The sequence below is a fragment of the Salmonella sp. FC25216 genome, assembly GCF_057751355.1.
In genome coordinates this window covers 1-19,696 of the sequence record NZ_JBDGON010000003.1, presented here as the reverse complement: position 1 = coordinate 19,696, position 19,696 = coordinate 1, and the positions used below count along the sequence as shown (strand labels likewise).

The 19,696-nt window shown below is 55.0% G+C and carries 17 protein-coding genes and 4 tRNA genes; 12 read left to right on the top strand and 9 right to left on the bottom strand.

Annotated elements, in window-relative coordinates:
* Positions 1 to 141 precede the first annotated feature (141 nt).
* Entirely contained in the window at positions 142 to 2,376 is a 2,235-nt protein-coding gene (hypF, locus tag AC3G3F_RS06335; RefSeq protein ID WP_053509053.1) for a carbamoyltransferase HypF, read from the top strand.
* 102 nt (positions 2,377 to 2,478) lie between these two features.
* Here the strand turns inward: hypF and norW are convergent, their stop codons facing one another.
* Both norW and norV read right to left on the bottom strand, forming a co-directional pair.
* Entirely contained in the window at positions 2,479 to 3,612 is a 1,134-nt protein-coding gene (gene norW / locus AC3G3F_RS06330; RefSeq protein ID WP_488394674.1) for an NADH:flavorubredoxin reductase NorW, read from the bottom strand.
* Entirely contained in the window at positions 3,609 to 5,048 is a 1,440-nt protein-coding gene (norV, locus tag AC3G3F_RS06325) for an anaerobic nitric oxide reductase flavorubredoxin (protein WP_053509049.1), read from the bottom strand. Before norV ends, norW begins: the two co-directional genes overlap by 4 nt.
* A gap of 184 nt (positions 5,049 to 5,232) precedes the next feature.
* On the opposite strand from norV, the gene norR reads away from it, so the two are divergent.
* On the top strand, positions 5,233 to 6,753 hold the full coding sequence (norR, locus tag AC3G3F_RS06320) for a nitric oxide reductase transcriptional regulator NorR (RefSeq protein WP_079813754.1): 1,521 nt from the start codon (positions 5,233 to 5,235) through the stop codon (positions 6,751 to 6,753).
* Here norR and gutQ read toward each other — a convergent pair.
* From gutQ to srlA, 7 genes are all read right to left on the bottom strand, one after another.
* A complete protein-coding gene (gene gutQ / locus AC3G3F_RS06315) occupies positions 6,750 to 7,715 on the bottom strand; it encodes an arabinose-5-phosphate isomerase GutQ (RefSeq protein WP_079796140.1) in 966 nt (321 codons plus the stop codon). The two genes, norR and gutQ, sit on opposite strands and share 4 nt — an antisense overlap.
* Complete coding sequence (gene srlR, locus AC3G3F_RS06310) at positions 7,708 to 8,481, bottom strand: glucitol operon DNA-binding transcriptional repressor SrlR (protein WP_053509043.1); 774 nt, start codon at positions 8,479 to 8,481, stop codon at positions 7,708 to 7,710. The genes gutQ and srlR overlap by 8 nt, the downstream gene beginning before the upstream one ends.
* A 267-nt stretch (positions 8,482 to 8,748) precedes the next feature.
* On the bottom strand, positions 8,749 to 9,108 hold the full coding sequence (gene gutM, locus AC3G3F_RS06305; protein ID WP_000255198.1) for a transcriptional regulator GutM: 360 nt from the start codon (positions 9,106 to 9,108) through the stop codon (positions 8,749 to 8,751).
* A gap of 76 nt (positions 9,109 to 9,184) precedes the next feature.
* Positions 9,185 to 9,964, bottom strand: coding sequence for a sorbitol-6-phosphate dehydrogenase (gene srlD, locus AC3G3F_RS06300; protein WP_053509041.1), 780 nt, complete (start codon positions 9,962 to 9,964; stop codon positions 9,185 to 9,187).
* A 10-nt stretch (positions 9,965 to 9,974) separates the two neighbouring features.
* Positions 9,975 to 10,337, bottom strand: coding sequence for a PTS glucitol/sorbitol transporter subunit IIA (gene srlB, locus AC3G3F_RS06295; RefSeq protein WP_488394671.1), 363 nt, complete (start codon positions 10,335 to 10,337; stop codon positions 9,975 to 9,977).
* An 11-nt stretch (positions 10,338 to 10,348) separates the two neighbouring features.
* Positions 10,349 to 11,320 (bottom strand): PTS glucitol/sorbitol transporter subunit IIB, encoded by a 972-nt coding sequence (gene srlE / locus AC3G3F_RS06290; protein WP_079810196.1) that lies wholly within the window; start codon positions 11,318 to 11,320, stop codon positions 10,349 to 10,351.
* Positions 11,317 to 11,880: a PTS glucitol/sorbitol transporter subunit IIC gene (srlA, locus tag AC3G3F_RS06285; RefSeq protein ID WP_063390731.1), complete on the bottom strand. Its 564-nt coding sequence runs from the start codon at positions 11,878 to 11,880 to the stop codon at positions 11,317 to 11,319. The genes srlE and srlA overlap by 4 nt, the downstream gene beginning before the upstream one ends.
* A gap of 251 nt (positions 11,881 to 12,131) precedes the next feature.
* Between srlA and mltB the strand changes: the two genes are divergently transcribed.
* The 10 genes from mltB (at position 12,132) to AC3G3F_RS06235 (ending at position 19,695) form a co-directional block, all read left to right on the top strand.
* The gene (gene mltB, locus AC3G3F_RS06280) at positions 12,132 to 13,211 is read left to right on the top strand and encodes a lytic murein transglycosylase B (protein ID WP_070788936.1); all 1,080 of its coding nucleotides are present in this window, start codon (positions 12,132 to 12,134) and stop codon (positions 13,209 to 13,211) included.
* 186 nt (positions 13,212 to 13,397) lie between these two features.
* Positions 13,398 to 13,895 (top strand): nicotinamide-nucleotide amidase, encoded by a 498-nt coding sequence (pncC, locus tag AC3G3F_RS06275; protein WP_053509032.1) that lies wholly within the window; start codon positions 13,398 to 13,400, stop codon positions 13,893 to 13,895.
* 84 nt (positions 13,896 to 13,979) lie between these two features.
* A complete protein-coding gene (gene recA / locus AC3G3F_RS06270; protein WP_000963148.1) occupies positions 13,980 to 15,041 on the top strand; it encodes a recombinase RecA in 1,062 nt (353 codons plus the stop codon).
* A gap of 116 nt (positions 15,042 to 15,157) precedes the next feature.
* On the top strand, positions 15,158 to 15,658 hold the full coding sequence (gene recX, locus AC3G3F_RS06265; RefSeq protein ID WP_053509030.1) for a recombination regulator RecX: 501 nt from the start codon (positions 15,158 to 15,160) through the stop codon (positions 15,656 to 15,658).
* Positions 15,659 to 15,893: 235 nt separating this feature from the next.
* A complete protein-coding gene (gene alaS, locus AC3G3F_RS06260) occupies positions 15,894 to 18,524 on the top strand; it encodes an alanine--tRNA ligase (protein ID WP_063390729.1) in 2,631 nt (876 codons plus the stop codon).
* A gap of 234 nt (positions 18,525 to 18,758) precedes the next feature.
* On the top strand, positions 18,759 to 18,944 hold the full coding sequence (gene csrA, locus AC3G3F_RS06255; protein WP_000906486.1) for a carbon storage regulator CsrA: 186 nt from the start codon (positions 18,759 to 18,761) through the stop codon (positions 18,942 to 18,944).
* 303 nt (positions 18,945 to 19,247) lie between these two features.
* A tRNA-Ser gene (locus AC3G3F_RS06250) sits at positions 19,248 to 19,340 on the top strand.
* A 3-nt stretch (positions 19,341 to 19,343) separates the two neighbouring features.
* Positions 19,344 to 19,420, top strand: a tRNA-Arg gene (locus tag AC3G3F_RS06245).
* A 62-nt stretch (positions 19,421 to 19,482) separates the two neighbouring features.
* Positions 19,483 to 19,559 (top strand) — tRNA-Arg (locus AC3G3F_RS06240).
* Between the two features lie 59 nt (positions 19,560 to 19,618).
* Positions 19,619 to 19,695: transfer RNA gene (locus tag AC3G3F_RS06235), tRNA-Arg, on the top strand.
* The last annotated feature ends 1 nt before the right edge of the window (position 19,696 follow it).

Here is a 19,696-nt window from a genome sequence, read left to right as displayed (position 1 = left end):
TGCGATTGCGCGTAGAATACGCCACAAAGCATTGCCGGATGGCGGCATCAATGCCTTATCCGGCCTACGGTTCGTGCGATTGTAGGCCTGATAAGCGCGGCACCATCAGGCATCCGGGTTCGATGATGGCGGGAAAATGAGATGGTGACAGACACGCCTTCCGGCGTACAGCTACGCATTCGGGGCAAAGTACAGGGCGTCGGTTTTCGTCCTTTTGTCTGGCAGCTAGCGCAGCAGTTGCGATTACACGGCGACGTGTGTAATGACGGCGACGGCGTCGTCGTTCGGCTGCTGGAGGAGCCGTCGCAATTTATTGCCGCGCTCTATCAGGATTGTCCGCCGCTGGCGCGCATTGACAGCGTTGAACACGCCTCGTTGATATGGGAGCGCACACCAACGGATTTCGCCATTCGTCAGAGCGCAGGCGGTTCGATGAACACGCAAATCGTGCCGGATGCGGCGACCTGCCCGGCATGTCTTGCCGAGATGAATACCCCTGGCGAGCGGCGCTACCGTTATCCCTTCATCAATTGCACCCACTGCGGACCACGCTTCACCATTATTTGCGCTATGCCCTATGACCGGCCATTTACGGTGATGGCGACGTTTCCCCTGTGTCCGGAATGCGACAGCGAATACCGCGATCCGTATGATCGCCGTTTCCATGCTCAGCCCGTCGCCTGTCCGGCCTGCGGGCCGCAGCTTGAGTGGCGGAGCCAACATGAACGAGCGGAAAAAGAGGCGGCATTACAGGCGGCGGTAGCAATACTTAAGGCTGGTGGTATCGTGGCGGTGAAGGGAATTGGCGGCTTTCATCTCGCTTGCAATGCGCGTAATGACGAGACGGTGGCGAAATTGCGGGCGCGCAAACGCCGCCCGGCTAAACCGTTGGCCGTTATGCTGCCGGACGCAGAGGCGTTGCCGGAGGCGGCGCGCCGTTTGCTCGCTACTCCCGCAGCCCCGATTGTGCTGGTGGATAAGCAATATGTGCCTTTGCTGTGTGAGGGCATCGCGCCGGGGCTTACTGAGGTGGGCGTGATGTTGCCAGCCAACCCATTGCAACATCTTTTGTTGCAGGAGCTCAATGACCCGCTGGTGATGACATCCGGCAACCTGAGCGGCAGACCACCCGCCATCACCAACGAACAGGCGCTGGACGATTTACACGAAATTGCCGATGGTTTTTTGTTGCACAATCGCGACATTGTACAGCGCATGGACGACTCTGTCGTGCGCGACAGCGGTGAAATGCTGCGTCGTTCGCGGGGATACGTGCCGGACGCGATTGCGTTGCCGCCCGGATTTCACGATGTGCCGCCGATACTTTGTCTGGGCGCGGATCTGAAAAACACGTTTTGTCTGGTACGCGGCGAACAGGCGGTTGTCAGCCAACATTTGGGCGATCTCAGCGATGATGGTATCCAGGCGCAGTGGCGCGAGGCATTGCGCCTGATCCAGTCAATCTACGATTTTACGCCAGAGCGTATCGTCTGTGATGCGCATCCGGGTTATGTTTCCAGTCAGTGGGCCAGTGAGATGTGTCTGCCGACTGAGACTGTGTTACACCATCATGCCCATGCGGCGGCTTGCCTGGCCGAGCATGGTTGGCCGCTGGACGGCGGAGAGGTGATTGCCCTGACGGTAGACGGTATCGGGATGGGCGAGAATGGCGCGCTATGGGGTGGAGAATGTCTGCGGGTCAATTATCGCGAATGCGAACATTTAGGGGGGTTACCCGCCGTGGCGCTGCCGGGAGGCGATCTGGCTGCCAAACAGCCGTGGCGTAATCTGTTAGCGCAGTGCCTGCGCTTTGTGCCGGACTGGCAGGATTACCCGGAGACAGCGGGGCTGCAACAGCAAAACTGGAATGTCCTGGCGCGTGCCATTGAGCGCGGCGTCAATGCCCCGTTGGCCTCTTCCTGCGGGCGGTTGTTTGACGCGGTGGCCGCCGCGCTTCGCTGCGCGCCAGCATCGCTTAGCTATGAGGGCGAGGCCGCCTGCGCGCTGGAGGCGCTGGCCTCTCAATGCGCTAACGTTGAGCATTCGGTAACGATGCCGCTTAACGGCGCTCAACTGGACGTAGCCGTTTTCTGGCGGCAATGGTTGAACTGGCAGGCCGCGCCCGCGCAACGCGCCTGGGCTTTTCATGATGCGCTGGCGTGCGGGTTTGCCACGCTAATGCGCCAACAGGCTACGGCGCGGGGGATAACCACTCTGGTCTTCAGTGGCGGGGTGATACACAACCGCTTACTGCGCGCGCGTCTTGCCTTTTACCTTTCTGATTTTAATTTGTTATTTCCGCAGCGGTTACCGGCGGGCGATGGCGGATTATCGTTGGGGCAAGGGGTCATTGCGGCGGCGCGCAGGTTGGCCTGATGAAACAGGCCGGATGGCGACGCATAGCGTTTTATCCGGCCTGCGGTTGCGTACCGGTGGCGCATTGTGTTTTACCCGCCTTCACCATCCGGCATCAGACATTTACACCGGTAATGATTTCAGCAGAGTGAACGCCTCTTTCATGCGGTCTTCACTCACCACAAAGGCGCGTAGTTGGCCTTCTCCGCTCATGCCTTTGGCAATCATACCGTCAGATTCTGCGGTAATATGCCAGCTCAAATCGCGGCGCTGAGTTTCTCCCGCCAGATGCAGCGGCAGTTCCGGCGTTTTGACTTTGACCAGCATCGCCGGTAGCTTCAGCGGCGCGTTGCCGCCAAGCAGATTTTTCGCCAGGTACATCGCGCTTAACTGGATCGGTTGCAGGAAGGGCAGCACCTGACCGTTGATCTCCGCGCAGTCGCCGATCGCATAAATATCCGGGTGACTGGTCTGTAGATAGCTATCCACGCAGACGCCGCGGTTGATGACTACCCCGGCGCGGCGCGCCAGAGCGGTTTCCGGGCGTAGGCCGGTGGCGGCAATCACCGAATCGACCTCGATGCTACGCTGGCTTGCCAGCGTAGCGCGGATACCGGCTTCGGTTTTCTCCAGTTTTTGCAACTGCGATTTCAGCAGCAGGTGCACCCCCATATCGGTCAGGCGATGTTGTAAGCGGCTGCTCACTTCCGGTGGCATCAGTGAGGCGAGAAGGCTGGCGGCGTTATCCATCAGCGTTACCGTTTTCCCGGCGCGGCAGAAATCCATCGCTAATTCACTGCCAATGAGGCCGCCGCCGACAATCAGCACCCGCTGCGCGTCGCGCAGTTGTGTCTCACAGGCGCGGTACTCCTGCTGGCTATTCAGAGTAAGCATTAACTCACGTCCTGCAATCAGCGGCACAAAGGCCGCCGCCCCGATCGCCAGTACCAGCTTGTCGTACTGCCACTGCTTATCCTGACTTTTCACCACATGGGCATCGGCATCAATGTCAGCAACCCAGGTATGCGGGAACAGGCGCAGATTAAACTGTTCAGCGAATTCCCCCGCTAACTGGCGGGTGAGATCATCGGCGCGCTGCGACTGGCTGATAACGTGGCTGAGATCGGGCTTGTTGTACTCATCCATGCTGTCCGCCGCAATCAGGGTTAACGGCACATTCGCATCTTGTTTACGGATATTTTTGACGAGCTGGCGGGCGGCGAAGCCCGAGCCAATAATTATGATCCCCCGACTCATTTTGCCTCCGTCGCCAGTACGTCGAATACGTCTTTACCTAATGAACATTCCGGGCACAGGAAGTTATCCGGCACGTCGCTCCACGGCGTACCCGGCGCGACATCCTGCAATGGTTCACCCAGCGCAGGGTCGTAAATCCACTGGCATACGCTGCATTGCATTTTAGGGCCGAGGTCTGCGGCGGCGCAGGCTGTGATTTCTTCGGCTGGCGTGGTTTTCTGCGTGGTTTCCGGCAGCGGAGCAAGCGCCCACTGACGCGCGATGTCGCGACCGTGCTGACGGCACAACTCCAGCGCATCCAGATCCGGACGCCATTTCGTTTTCAGACTCAGGGACATTTCAAAACCGGCATCCTGTAAGCGCGTGGACAGTCGATCCACCGCGCCGCCGCTCCAGCCATGAGAACCGAAGGCGCTGGCGCGTTTGTTGCGAAAGCGCAGACCAGTCATCTCTTCCACCAGACCAGCGATTTTCGGCATCATCACGTTGTTCATGGTAGAAGTGCCGACCAGCACGCCTTTCGAACGGAACACGTTGGTCAGAATTTCATTTTTATCGCTGCGGGCGACGTTAAAGATTTTGACCGCCACGTTCGGGTCCACTTCGTTGATACCCTGCGCGATGGCATCCGCCATCATGCGAGTATTGTTCGACATGGTGTCGTAGAAAATAGTGATACGATCTTCCTGATAATCTGCCGCCCATTTCAGATACAGCTCCACGATTTGCATTGGGTTGTCGCGCCATACCACGCCGTGTGAGGTCGCAATCATGTCCACCGGCAGGTTGAAGCCGAGGATTTCGGTAATTTTTGGCGTTACCAGACGGCTGAACGGCGTCAGGATATTGGCATAGTAGCGCTGGCATTGTTCAAACAGTTCGGTCTGGTCAACTTCGTCGTTGAACAGGCGTTCGTCGCAGTAGTGCTGGCCGAAGGCGTCGTTACTGAACAGCACCGCGTCGCCAGTCATATAGGTCATCATGCTGTCCGGCCAGTGCAGCATCGGCGTTTCTACGAAGATTAACTGCTTGCCGTTGCCGATATCCAGCGTATCGCCGGTTTTCACCACCTTAAAATTCCATTCCGGGTGATGGTGATGGCCGTTGATAGAATCAATGGCGTTGGCGGTACAGTAGATAGGCGCGTCCGGGATCTGCGCCATCAGTTCGGTCAGTGCGCCCGCATGGTCTTCTTCGGCATGGTTAATGATGATGTAGTCGATGTCCGCGAGGTCGATTTCACTGCGCAGATTTTGCACAAACTCACGGCTAAACTTATGATCGACGGTATCGATCAGCACATTCTTTTCTTCACGAATGAGATAGCTGTTATAGCTGCTGCCGCGCAGCGTTTTGTATTCGGTTCCGTGAAAATCACGGACTTCCCAGTCGCGCTGGCCAACCCAATGAATATTATTTTTAACCAGAATAGACATAACCACCTCAATTCATTCAACGTTTGCAAAAAGTGTTTTGCTTATTGCAGGTAGTGTGCCAACTTTTCATCTAATTGATTTATATGAAATTATAATGATTTTATATTTTTGATGTAGTCAAAAAGACTATAAATAGTACTGTCAATATGACACTATGTATTGTCAAAATGACAATGAGGTAGCCATGAGTTTTTCCGTGGAGGTATTGGCGGGCATCGCCATTGAGTTACAACGCGGCATTGGGCATCAGGATCGTTTTCAGCGGCTGATTACTACGCTGCGTCAGGTGCTGGCGTGCGACGCCTCGGCGCTGTTGCGTTATGAATCACGACAATTTATTCCACTGGCGATTGACGGCCTGGCGCAGGACGTTCTCGGCAGACGTTTTACCCTGGAAGGGCATCCACGCCTGGAGGCCATCGCCCGTGCGGGGGACGTGGTGCGTTTTCCGGCCGATAGCGATTTGCCCGATCCGTATGACGGGTTGATTCCCGGACAGGAAAGCCTGAAAGTCCACGCCTGTGTTGGTCTGCCGTTGTTTGCCGGACAGAACCTCATCGGCGCGCTGACCCTTGATGCCATGACGCCGGAGCAGTTCGAGGTATTCAGCGATGAAGAGCTGCGGCTTATCGCCGCGCTGACCGCCGGGGCATTGAGTAATGCGCTATTGATTGAACAACTGGAAAGCCAGAACATACTGCCGGGGGCGTCTGACGCGTTCGAACCGAGAAAAGAGACGCACATGATCGGCCTGTCGCCTGCGATGATGCAGTTGAAAAAAGAGATCGAGATTGTGGCGAGCTCCGATCTTAACGTGTTGATCGGGGGGGAAACGGGGACCGGTAAAGAGCTGGTGGCGAAAGCTATTCATCAGGGCTCCCCCAGAGCGGTCAATCCGCTGATCTATCTCAACTGCGCCGCGCTGCCGGAAAGTGTGGCGGAAAGCGAGCTGTTTGGCCATGTAAAAGGCGCATTTACCGGCGCCATCAGCCACCGTAGCGGAAAGTTCGAAATGGCCAACAGGGGTACGCTGTTTCTGGATGAGATTGGCGAACTGTCGCTGGCGCTACAGGCCAAGCTACTGCGCGTATTGCAGTATGGCGATATTCAACGCGTCGGCGACGATCGCAGCCTGCGCGTGGATGTGCGGGTGTTGGCGGCGACCAACCGAGACCTGCGAGAGGAGGTGCTGGCGGGGCGTTTTCGCGCTGACCTGTTCCATCGCCTGAGCGTTTTCCCGCTCTTTGTGCCGCCGCTGCGCGAGCGCGGCGATGATGTGGTGTTACTGGCGGGCTATTTTTGCGAGCAGTGCCGACTGCGGCTGGGGCTGTCCCGTGTGGTGCTGAGTCCCGGCGCGCGCCGTCATTTGCTCAACTATGGCTGGCCAGGCAACGTTCGGGAGCTGGAACATGCCATTCACCGTGCGGTCGTGCTGGCGAGAGCGACCCTGGCAGGGGGGGAGGTGGTACTGGAGGCGCAGCATTTTGCCTTGTCAGATGACGTTTTACCCACGCCGCCTGCGGAAAGCGATCTGGCGCTGCCGACCTGCCGCAATTTGCGTGAATCGACGGAGAACTTCCAGCGAGAGATGATTCGCCAGGCGCTGGCGCAAAATAATCACAATTGGGCGGCCAGCGCGCGGGCGCTGGAAACCGACGTCGCCAACCTGCACCGGCTGGCGAAGCGTCTGGGACTGAAGGATTAGAGAATGCCTGCCTGGTAAAAATCCTGCAGGTTAATGGCGCCGGTGAGTTTACCGTTTTCATCGACCACCGGCGCGGCGGTGATTTTGCGCTTCATCAGGATCTCTTTGGCGTCAATGGCGCGGCTTTGCGCCTGGAGCGTAATTCCGTTGGGCGTCATGGCTTCGCTTACCGGCGTGCTGAGCGCACCGCCGCTCACCAGCCAGCGACGCAGGTCGCCGTCGGTAAAGACGCCTTTCACAATATGTTGCTCATCGCAAACCGCCACCAGCCCCAGCCCGGTACGACTAAGTTCCAGCATTGCATCCATCACGCTGGTGGTGAGCATTACCTGCGGTATTGCATTGCCCTGGCGCATCAGGTGATGCACATTATTAAGTAAACGCGCGCCCAGTGCGCCAGCCGGATGCGAACGGGCGAAATCTTCTTCGTTAAAACCGCGCGCCTGCATTACTGCCATCGCCAGCGCATCGCCCATCATCAGCGTGTTGACGGTACTGGACGTCGGCGCCAGATGCATCGGGCAGGCTTCACGCTCGACGGAAATATCCAGAACGGCTTTTGCCGCTCGCCCCAGCGGAGAGTGAGGTTTACCGGTCATCGCCAGCAGCGCGACGGATTTATCTTCCAGACGAGGGATGATGAGGTCGAGTTCTTTTGCGCCGCCGGAATAGGAAATAAATAACATCACGTCACGGCTTTCAATCATCCCCAGATCGCCATGTAGCGCTTCCGCAGGATGAACAAAAAAAGCGGGAGTACCGGTACTGGCAAGCGTCGCGGCGATTTTTTTACCAATATGGCCTGACTTGCCAATACCGGAAACGATCACTTTGCCTTCACAGTGAATAATGATATTGGCGGCGCGGACAAAATCATCGCCCAGGCGCTCCGGCAGACGGCTGGCTTCCTGTAACTCCAGCATTAAGGTCTGACGGCCCGCATTTAGTAGTGCATCACTCATTGGTTTCTCCGGTTATGATAACGGTAATCCCTTTCTCTTCCAGCGCCTGACGAAATACCGGATCGATACCGGCGTCCGTGATCAGTTTGTCGACGCTTTCCAGACTGCACACCACATTGGGGCTTTTACGACCAAATTTTGAGGAGTCCGCCATCAGAATCACCTCGCGTGCGGCATTGCACATTGCCTTACTGACGGTGTAAACCTCGTTAAACGTGGTCACGCCGGCGTTCAGGTCAATACCGTCAGTCCCCATGAAAAGTTTATCAAAGGTGAACTGTTCAAAGGCGTTTTCCGCTAGCTGACCGTGAAACGACGCCGACTTTTTACGGAAGGTGCCGCCGGGCATCAGGATAGTTTGTTCGTTGTCCAGTTCCGATAGCGCGTTGACAATATGCAGGCTGTTGGTCATAACCGTGATGTTGCTAAAACGCGAAAGCAACGGCACCATCTGTAACACTGTGCTTCCTGCATCCAGAATAATGGAGTCGCCGTCATGGATATATTTCACGGCGGTTGCGGCTATCAGCGCTTTTTTGTGGGTATTGATAAGCGTTTTGTGATCAATAGGCGGATCGGACTCTTCTTTATTCAACACCACGCCGCCATAGGTACGGATGACGGTTCCGGCATTTTCCAGAATGACCAGATCTTTGCGGATAGTGGTGCCTGTTGTGTCAAAGTACTGGGCCAGTTCTTCAACCGAGCATTTTCCCTGTTTTTGCAGGTGCTCCAGAATCGCGGCCTGACGCTGACGAGGTTTCATAGGCGTGATTACCCTGACTTATCTATTTACCCGTCATACTTCAAGTTGCATGTGCGTTGGCATGACTCGGTCCTCCGGGCCTCGCCCTAAAGGGCCACCGCAAGCGGCGTTCAAATCGGCCTTGCCAATTTGTCCTCGCTCACCCCGGTCACGTACTGATGTACGCACCTGGGGATTCGCTGCGTCGCCGCCTTCCTGCAACTCGAATTATTTAGGGTATTGGTTGCAAAATGATAATTTCGCAAGCTATTCGCATTCACAACGAAATTACCCATGTTTCAGTTTAAGCGCCAATGATAGTGCATTCTGCGCGAGCGAATCATGGGGAAAGATCACATCAGGCTGTAATTCATGCAAATGTTTTCCTTGCATTGCGGCAATTTTAACCGGTCTGGCGAATACCGTGAGGCCTTTCATCAATAAAGTGTCCGTTACCCGTTGCTGTTCGTCCAGCGCCACGGCAACCACCACCCGAGGCTTAAAACGCCCGCCGGAGCGCCCGACGCCGACCCGCCCCTGCTGGCTAAGTTTATCGAAAGCCCGATTAAAGCGGGAGATCTGCCAGCCGCCCAGCGCCAGTTGTGCGCACCAGGCGATAACGGCGACGGTAATCAGAGTGGAAACCATAGTGTGCTCCTGTTGTTTTACCTGATGGCGCCGTAGGCCGGATAAGGCGTTTACGCCGCTATCCGGCAATTCACGGTCAAAACATCACCTGACCGCCGGTTACGTTGATCGACTGCCCGGTGCAATAAGACGCTTTCGGGCTGGCATAAAATAGCAGCATGTTCAGCACATCCTGATAATCACACCCTCGTTTGAGCGGCACCTTATCAATGTAATACTGTTCCACCTCGTCGGGCTTAATGCCCAGTTTAGTGGCGTATTGCGGCAGTAACGACTGAAACATCGGCGATTTCAACAGGTTGCCGAGCATCAGCGAATGTACGGTAATGCCGTATTCCGCCAGGTCCAGCGCCAGAGACTGGGTTAACCCCACGCCGCCGAATTTCGCCGCGCTGTAGCCGGAGTTGTGTTTACTGCCCACTTTGCCTGATTTAGAGTTAATCTGAATGATACGCCCCTGAATGCCGTCGCGGATCATCAGGCGGGAAAACTCACGGGCGCAGAGGAAATAGCCCACCAGATTCACCTGTAACGAGCGGTCAAAATCGCCGAGCTGGAAATCGCTGATAAACGCCGCTTTGGCGATACCCGCGCTGTAGACCAGTAGATCGACGCGCCCGAAAATCTCATCTACGCCGCGGGAAAGCGCCAGCACGCTCTGCTCGCTGGTGGCGTCGGCGCCAAAACTGTACGCCATCCTTTCGCCAAAATCGGCGTTAATTTCCTGGGCGACATTCGCGGCTTTATCGCTTTGAATATCAACGACCGCCACGCGGTATCCTTCTTCTGCAAGCCCACGGCAAAGGAATGCCCCCAGGGTCTGGCCTCCGCCAATGACAACGGCAACTTGATTCATGTTTTTCTCCTTAAGCGACAAACGTCAAAATACAGCCCGGTGCGATATCGTCCGGTACTGGCCCCGCAACGTGTACGGTGCCGGGAAATTCCGCTTTGCGCAGACCGTCGAAACGCAGAGTGATATGCCCCAGTTCACGCAGGTTTTGCTCGGCTACGCTGCCGACCGCCGTGACCGGATAGCAATGCTGGCCCAGTTCACACCGCGCGCCAGGCTGTAGCGCGCCGGTCAGTTCGCCATGACAATGGATGAAGCAAAATTCTTCGATATCCGCCGGCGCGCCTTCCCGAAACGTAATCAGCATCTGTTCGCTGAGCGCCTCCGTCGCGCTCTGGCCGATACGGGTGATGGTGGTTTGATAAATCACGCTCATATCTGAACCTCTTATTGATAGATAAAGCCGGAAACAAACCAGGCGATAAGCACCGTGGGCGCGCCAGTCAGGAAGCGTCCGACCAGCACGGAAGGTACGCCGACGCGAACGGTGTCTTGTTTCGCTTCCGCCAGCGATAGACCGACCGGGATAAAGTCGCAGGCCGCCTGCGCGTTAATCGCGAACAGGGCGGGAAGCGCCAGATGCGGGGGGATATTGCCCAGCCCTATCTGAACGCCGATCAGGACGCCAATGACCTGAGCGATAACCGCGCCAGGGCCGAGAAACGGCGATAGTAGCGGGAACGAGCAGATCAATGCCAGCGTCACCAACCCCAGTGGATGACTGGCTAATGGCGCCAGGCCGTGGGCGATCCAGTCGCCAAGACCTGAGGCCATAATGATGCCGATCAGCGCCGCAACGAACGCCATAAACGGCAGGATTGTTTTCAGGACCGTATCAATGGTGTCGCGACCTGACTGGAACAGTACCGCCACGGCGGAGCCCATTCCCATGCCGACTTTTGCCAGCAGCCCGTCGCTCTGCTCGGTGATTTTTTTGCTGGTGTCGTAGTCACGTCCTGCTGTCGCTGCGACAGGCTGCGGGCTGGCAGACGTTTCGCCGACAAGAGTAATGTTTTCTTCTTTTACGCCGGAGACATAAATATCCTCAACAATATACTGCGCCAGCGGGCCGGACTTACCCGTCGAGTGAATATTAATGGTTGGAATCCGGCGTTTCGGGTAGATACCGCAGCGCAGCGTACCGCCGCAATCGATAATGGCCGCGCCGATCTCCGCTTCCGGCGGTTCGCCTTCTTTAAAGCCGTCCACCGCTTGCCAGCCTGTCAGTTGCGCCAGTTTGTCGACGATCGCCGGGCGCGTACCGGCTGTGATATAGACGATCTTTTTGCCTGGCGTAACGTCCAGTTCAAGCGGGCCGCCCCAGCCGCCGGCGCCTTTCTCAATACGAACCCGAGTCATGATGCCGCTCCTGTCAGATGAACTTTCTGATCAAGTTGAATCCCCATTTTTTTCTCAAAAATAGCGGTGGTGAGATCGGTGACCCAACCGCGGAAGAAGTTCGTCACCAGACCTACCAGCAGATAGCTCACCGCGAGCGGACCGAGAGGAAGCCCTAACGTGGTGAGTCCGCTGGCGATCCCCAGATAAACAAACAGTTCGCCGGGATTGATATGCGGAAACAGACCGTTCATGGAGTGACAGCTATAGGAGGCCGCCGCGTAATAGCTCGGCTTGTACCTCTCCGGCATAAAGCGTCCCAGACTCAGAGTCATCGGATTACAAAAAACAAACGTCCCGATGCACGGTAAAAGCAGGTAGCGGGATAGCGGATTTCCGGCGCAGCGTTGGGCAAAACGCTCAATACGCTGCTGGCCGATAAAATTGATGAGCGCATTCATGATAACCAGCAGGCTTATCAGTAGCGGAAGAATGCCTGTCACCATACCGGTAAACACCTCTCCGCCTTTCTGGAATAACCCGATGAACCACTCCGCACCATGTGTAATGGTTTCGATCATTGTTCTCTCCTGTAGGGTTTTTAGTTTTTTTGCTAAGCTCTCGTTCATTTTAATCATATTGAAAGATTTAAAAGTGTTATTTTGATCGCAAAATAAAAGTAAAATATTTTAAGTTGAAAGATTTGTGGGGTGGGAACAGGTACAACCAGAAAAGGGATGAAGGGGGATTTATTCTCTTACGCCGCTTCCTTGTGCGACGGGGGATGTTTTACCATACTTCTCCCTGGCTGAATTTGTTTAATGGATGTCTCATGTTCAAGCGTCGTTATGTAGCGTTACTTCCACTTTGCGTATTGCTTGCTGCCTGTAGCAGCACACCAAAATCTTCCGACACTCAAACGACGACGGGCACGCCTTCCGGTGGCTTCCTGCTTGAGCCGCAGCATAACGTCATGCAAATGGGCGGCGACTTCGCCAACAACCCTAATGCGCAGCAGTTCATTGATAAAATGGTCAGTAAACACGGTTTCGACCGTCAGCAACTGCAGGAGATCCTCTCGCAGTCTAAAAGACTGGATTACGTTCTGCGTCTGATGGACAGACAAGCGCCGACCACTCAGCCGCCCGCCGGACCAAATGGTGCCTGGCTGCGCTACCGCAAACAATTTATTACGCCGGATAACGTGCAAAACGGTGTCGTGTTCTGGAATCAGTATGAAGACGCCCTGAACCGCGCCTGGCAGGTATACGGCGTACCGCCGGAAATCATCGTGGGCATCATCGGCGTGGAAACCCGCTGGGGACGTATCATGGGGAAAACACGGATTCTGGACGCGTTAGCGACGCTGTCATTTAACTATCCGCGCCGGGCGGAATATTTCTCCGGCGAGCTGGAAACCTTTCTGCTCATGGCGCGCGATGAACAAGACGATCCGCTCAATCTGAAAGGTTCTTTTGCGGGCGCGATGGGCTATGGACAGTTTATGCCGTCTTCCTATAAAGAATTCGCGGTTGATTTTAATGGCGACAATCACATCAATCTATGGGACCCGGTTGATGCCATCGGCAGCGTGGCGAATTATTTCAAGGCGCATGGCTGGGTGAAAGGCGATGCGGTCGCGATACCCGCTAATGGTCAGGCGCCGGGACTGGCGAATGGTTTCAAAACAAAATACAGCATCTCTCAGCTTGCCGACGCAGGCTTAACGCCGCAGCAATCGTTGGGCAATTATCAGGAAGCCAGCCTGCTTCGTCTGGATATCGGTACGGGCTATCAGTACTGGTACGGCCTGCCGAACTTCTACACTATTACCCGTTATAACCACAGCACGCATTATGCGATGGCGGTTTGGCAACTGGGGCAGGCGGTAGCGCTAGCGCGGGTGCGCTAATTTGCTCTGCGCTTATCCGGCCCTCCCCACAGGCCGGATAAGATGCCTGGGCATCGTCATCCGGCAATGTTTTCCGCCGACCAACGAATTTTTCGGAACCCTCCTCGTAAAATCGACCGCCCGTCCCCATCTCTGGTTGGAAAGTGCTATCTTGTCCGGCAGGATTTCTAACTGACAGAGGTCATAATGACGGACAGTGAACTGATGCGGCTTAGCGAACAGGTCGGGCTGGCGTTAAAAGCGCGCAGGGCGACCGTAACGACAGCGGAGTCCTGTACCGGCGGTTGGCTGGCGAAAACCATTACCGACATCGCCGGAAGCTCCGCCTGGTTTGAACGCGGCTTTGTCACCTATAGTAATGAAGCCAAAGCGCAGATGATTGGCGTGCGTGAAGAGACCCTGGCGCAGCATGGCGCGGTCAGCGAACCCGTAGTGGTAGAAATGGCGATTGGGGCGCTGAAGGCCGCTCGCGCCGATTTTGCTGTCGCTATTAGCGGGATTGCCGGGCCGGATGGCGGCAGTGAAGAAAAGCCGGTTGGGACGGTGTGGTTTGCTTTCGCCAGCGTCAGCGGAGAAGGGATTACGCGTCGGGAATGCTTCAGCGGCGACCGTGAATCGGTGCGTCGACAGGCGACGACATACGCGCTACAAACCCTGCGGCAACAATTTCTACAAAATACTTGATACTGTATGAGCATACAGTATAATTACTTCAACAGTACAAATTCACTATCCGGTTCAATACCAAGTTGCATGACAGGAGTAATAATGGCTATCGACGAAAACAAACAGAAAGCGTTGGCGGCAGCACTGGGCCAAATTGAAAAGCAATTTGGTAAAGGCTCCATCATGCGTCTGGGTGAAGACCGCTCTATGGATGTGGAAACTATCTCCACCGGTTCGCTTTCACTGGACATCGCACTCGGCGCGGGCGGTCTGCCGATGGGCCGTATCGTCGAAATTTACGGGCCGGAATCTTCCGGTAAAACGACCCTGACGCTGCAGGTGATTGCCGCAGCGCAGCGTGAAGGTAAAACCTGTGCGTTTATCGATGCGGAACACGCGCTTGACCCCGTTTACGCCCGCAAGCTGGGCGTTGATATCGATAATCTGCTCTGTTCCCAGCCGGATACCGGCGAGCAGGCGCTGGAAATCTGTGACGCGCTGGCGCGCTCAGGCGCGGTGGACGTCATTGTGGTCGACTCCGTAGCGGCGCTAACGCCGAAAGCGGAAATCGAAGGCGAAATCGGCGACTCTCACATGGGCCTCGCGGCGCGTATGATGAGCCAGGCGATGCGTAAGCTGGCGGGAAACCTGAAACAGTCCAACACGCTGTTGATTTTCATCAACCAGATCCGTATGAAGATTGGCGTGATGTTCGGCAACCCGGAAACGACGACTGGCGGTAACGCGCTGAAATTCTACGCCTCTGTTCGTCTTGATATCCGTCGTATTGGCGCGGTGAAAGAGGGCGATAACGTCGTGGGTAGCGAAACGCGTGTGAAAGTGGTGAAAAACAAAATCGCCGCGCCGTTTAAGCAGGCCGAGTTCCAGATCCTCTACGGCGAAGGCATCAACTTCTATGGCGAACTGGTTGACCTGGGCGTGAAAGAGAAGCTGATCGAGAAAGCGGGCGCATGGTACAGCTACAACGGCGAGAAGATTGGCCAGGGTAAAGCGAACGCGACTACCTGGCTGAAAGAGAACCCGGCGACAGCGAAAGAGATCGAGAAAAAAGTGCGTGAATTACTGTTGAGTAATCAGAATGCCACGCCCGATTTCTCCGTTGACGATAGCGAAGGCGTTGCAGAAACCAACGAAGATTTTTAATCGTCAGGTGATGGTTGGTCGGTCAAAACGAAGCCGCCATTCAGCAAAACGTTAAATTACCATCAAGGGCTGCATTTATGCGGCCCTTTTTGCATTTACCCTTGTTAAGGTTTTTTATGAGTGAACCCACATCGCGCCGTCCCGCTTATGCTCGTCTCCTTGATCGTGCGGTACGTATCCTTGCTGTTCGCGATCACAGCGAGCAGGAATTACGGCGTAAACTCTCCGCGCCGGTGATGGGCAAAAATGGGCCGGAAGAGATTGATGCGACGGCAGACGATTATGAGCGCGTGATCGCCTGGTGCCACGAACATCACTATCTTGATGACGAGCGCTTCGTGATGCGCTTTATCGCCTGTCGTAGCCGTAAAGGCTACGGCCCGGCGCGTATTCGTCAGGAGTTGAATCAGAAAGGCATCACCCGCGAATCGACAGAAAAAGCGATGCGCGAATGTGAAATTGACTGGAGTGAAATGGCGCGTGAACAGGCCGTTCGCAAATATGGCGAGCCGCTCCCTTCAACCTTTTCAGAAAAGGTTAAAGTACAGCGCTTTTTACTCTATCGCGGGTATCTGATGGACGATATCCAGCAAATATGGCGAAATTTTGCAGATTGAGCGCATACGGGATTTTACTTCCCGGTAAAGAAAACTTATCTTATTCCCACTTTTTCCGTCTGGACGCGGGTTGCTTAATGGCGAACAGCGTCTGCGACGAATATTCCTTAAATACACAAAATCATTCAAGCCGCATCAAAGCGGCAAGTGAGCCTCGGGAACGAGTGACCGGGGAACTCGCAGCCAACGCAGAGGCGGCTTGAAGGATGAAGTGTAGCTTGATTTCAGGATAATTATGAGCAAGAGCACCGCTGAGATCCGTCAGGCGTTTCTCGACTTTTTCCATAGTAAAGGACATCAGGTAGTTGCCAGCAGTTCCCTGGTGCCCAACAATGACCCCACTCTGTTGTTTACCAACGCCGGGATGAACCAGTTCAAGGATGTTTTCCTTGGGCTCGATAAGCGTAATTATTCCCGTGCTACCACTTCCCAGCGTTGCGTACGCGCGGGGGGTAAACATAACGATCTGGAAAACGTCGGATACACTGCACGTCACCATACTTTCTTCGAAATGCTGGGTAACTTCAGCTTCGGCGATTACTTCAAACACGACGCCATTCAGTTCGCATGGGAATTACTGACCGGTGAAAACTGGTTTGCTCTGCCAAAAGAGCGTTTATGGGTCACCGTCTATGAAACCGACGACGAAGCCTATGAGATCTGGGAAAAAGAGGTCGGCATCCCGCGCGAGCGTATCATCCGTATCGGCGACAATAAAGGCGCGCCATACGCATCGGATAACTTCTGGCAGATGGGCGACACCGGTCCCTGTGGTCCGTGCACCGAAATCTTCTACGATCATGGCGACCATATCTGGGGCGGCCCTCCGGGAAGCCCGGAAGAAGACGGCGATCGCTATATTGAGATCTGGAACATCGTCTTTATGCAGTTCAACCGTCAGGCTGACGGGACTATGGAACCATTACCGAAACCGTCTGTAGATACCGGTATGGGGCTGGAGCGTATTGCCGCGGTACTGCAACACGTTAACTCTAACTATGAAATCGACCTGTTCCGCACGTTGATTGATGCGGTAGCGAAAGTCACTGGCGCCACCGATCTGGGCAATAAATCGCTGCGCGTTATCGCCGACCACATCCGTTCCTGCGCATTCCTGGTTGCCGATGGCGTGCTGCCGTCGAATGAAAATCGTGGTTATGTGCTACGTCGCATTATTCGTCGCGCGGTTCGTCACGGCAACATGCTGGGCGCGAAAGAGACCTTCTTCTACAAGCTGGTTGGGCCGCTGATTGAGGTGATGGGCTCCGCAGGCGAAGAGTTGAAACGTCAGCAGGCGCAGGTCGAACAGGTTCTGAAAACGGAAGAAGAGCAGTTTGCCCGTACGCTGGAGCGCGGTCTGGCGCTGCTGGATGAAGAACTGGCGAAATTGCAGGGCGACACCCTGGACGGCGAAACCGCTTTCCGTCTGTATGACACTTATGGTTTCCCGGTCGATCTGACGGCGGACGTCTGCCGTGAGCGCAATATCAACGTTGACGAAGCCGGTTTTGAAGCCGCCATGGAAGAGCAACGCCGTCGCGCGCGCGAAGCCAGCGGTTTTGGCGCGGACTACAACGCAATGATCCGCGTTGATAGCGCTTCTGAATTTAAAGGTTATGACCATCTGGAACTGAACGGCAACGTCACTGCGCTGTTTGTCGATGGTAAAGCGGTTGAAGCGATTAACGCGGGACAGGAAGCTGTTGTCGTGCTGGATCAGACTCCATTCTATGCGGAATCAGGCGGTCAGGTTGGCGATAAAGGCGAGCTGAAAGGCGCTGGCTTTACTTTCGCTGTGGACGACACGCAAAAATATGGTCAGGCGATTGGTCACCTCGGCAAATTGTCTGCGGGCGCTCTGAAAGTGGGCGATGCGGTACAGGCTGACGTAGATGAAGCGCGCCGCGCACGTATCCGTCTGAACCACTCCGCCACACACCTGATGCACGCGGCGTTGCGCCAGGTGCTTGGGGCACACGTTGCGCAGAAAGGTTCGCTGGTTAGCGATAAAGTGCTGCGCTTCGACTTCTCGCACAATGAAGCGATGAAGCCGTCGGAGATCCGTGAGGTTGAAGATTTGGTGAATGCGCAAATCCGTCGCAATTTGCCGATCGAAACGCATATTATGGATCTCGAAGCCGCGAAGGCGAAAGGCGCAATGGCGCTGTTTGGCGAGAAATATGACGAACGTGTACGCGTTCTGAGCATGGGAGATTTCTCTACCGAACTATGTGGCGGTACTCACGCCAGTCGTACCGGTGATATCGGTCTATTCCGTATTATCTCTGAGTCCGGCACCGCAGCAGGCGTTCGTCGTATTGAGGCGGTAACCGGTGAAGGCGCCATGGCCACCGTTCACGCGCAAAGCGATCGCTTAAACGATATTGCACATCTGCTGAAGGGCGACAGCCAGAATCTGGGTGACAAAGTGCGGGCCGTGCTGGAACGTACGCGTCAGTTGGAAAAAGAGTTGCAGCAGTTGAAGGACCAGGCCGCAGCGCAGGAGAGCGCGAATCTTTCCAGTAAAGCGGTCGATCTCAACGGCGTGAAGCTCCTGGTCAGCGAGCTTGCTGGCGTTGAGCCGAAAATGCTGCGAACCATGGTTGATGATCTGAAAAATCAACTGGGGTCTACCGTTATCGTACTGGCAACGGTTGTTGAAGGTAAGGTTTCTCTGATTGCGGGCGTGTCGAAGGATGTGACTGACCGGGTAAAAGCAGGGGAGCTGATTGGTATGGTCGCTCAGCAGGTGGGCGGTAAGGGGGGCGGTCGTCCGGACATGGCGCAAGCCGGTGGTACGGATGCGGCAGCTCTGCCTGCAGCGTTAGCCAGTGTACAAGGCTGGGTCAGCGCAAAATTGCAATAATTATAAGCGTTCGTTGGCGCCGCAGCCCGTGCTGCGGCGTTTACGTCGACGCTATCGACAACGATAAAGTCAGGTTGAAGTTTTGTATATCGGCTAAACTTAGGTTTAACAGAATGTAATGCCATGACTGCTTACACCTAAGGTGTTTGTCATCGCTTACTTTTTGGCGTTATATGATGGATAATGCCGGGATACAGAGAGACCCGACTCTTTTAATCTTTCAAGGAGCAAAGAATGCTGATTCTGACTCGTCGAGTTGGTGAGACCCTCATGATTGGCGATGAGGTCACCGTGACAGTTTTAGGGGTGAAGGGCAACCAGGTGCGTATTGGCGTGAACGCCCCGAAAGAAGTTTCTGTCCATCGTGAAGAGATCTACCAGCGTATCCAGGCTGAAAAATCCCAGCAGTCCAGTTACTAAGGTTTTCGCGTCTCACTTTTCGGGTGAGACGCGGCCTCTCTTCTTGTTCGCCCATGTTGTTCCTTCATTACTTTTTTCAACCTCACTGCTGATATGTTGCGCTTTGGCGGCCAGCGTGTCATCAAATTATCTGTTGATAAAACACTCTTTTTGGCTTTTTTACAGGCTAATTGAGCGTGAAGTGTGCAAACGATAAAAGCTCTGGAAAAATTGTTTGACTTATAAGTCCCAGAAAGTAATATGTGCGCCACGCAGCGACGATGAGCAGAAACAAGTTCTTCGAAGCACTCGTAAGAGGCGTGTGGTGAGGTGGCCGAGAGGCTGAAGGCGCTCCCCTGCTAAGGGAGTATGCGGTCAAAAGCTGCATCCGGGGTTCGAATCCCCGCCTCACCGCCATTTGCATCCGTAGCTCAGCTGGATAGAGTACTCGGCTACGAACCGAGCGGTCGGAGGTTCGAATCCTCCCGGATGCACCATCTCTTACTTGATACGGCTTTCACAGCGGTATCAAAATCTGCAGTAAAGTAAGTTTCCCGATGCATCCGTAGCTCAGCTGGATAGAGTACTCGGCTACGAACCGAGCGGTCGGAGGTTCGAATCCTCCCGGATGCACCATCTTACTTAGTGTGGCAGTAAACGCGACATCAAGTCTTGTAGTAAACATCATTCCCGATGCATCCGTAGCTCAGCTGGATAGAGTACTCGGCTACGAACCGAGCGGTCGGAGGTTCGAATCCTCCCGGATGCACCAT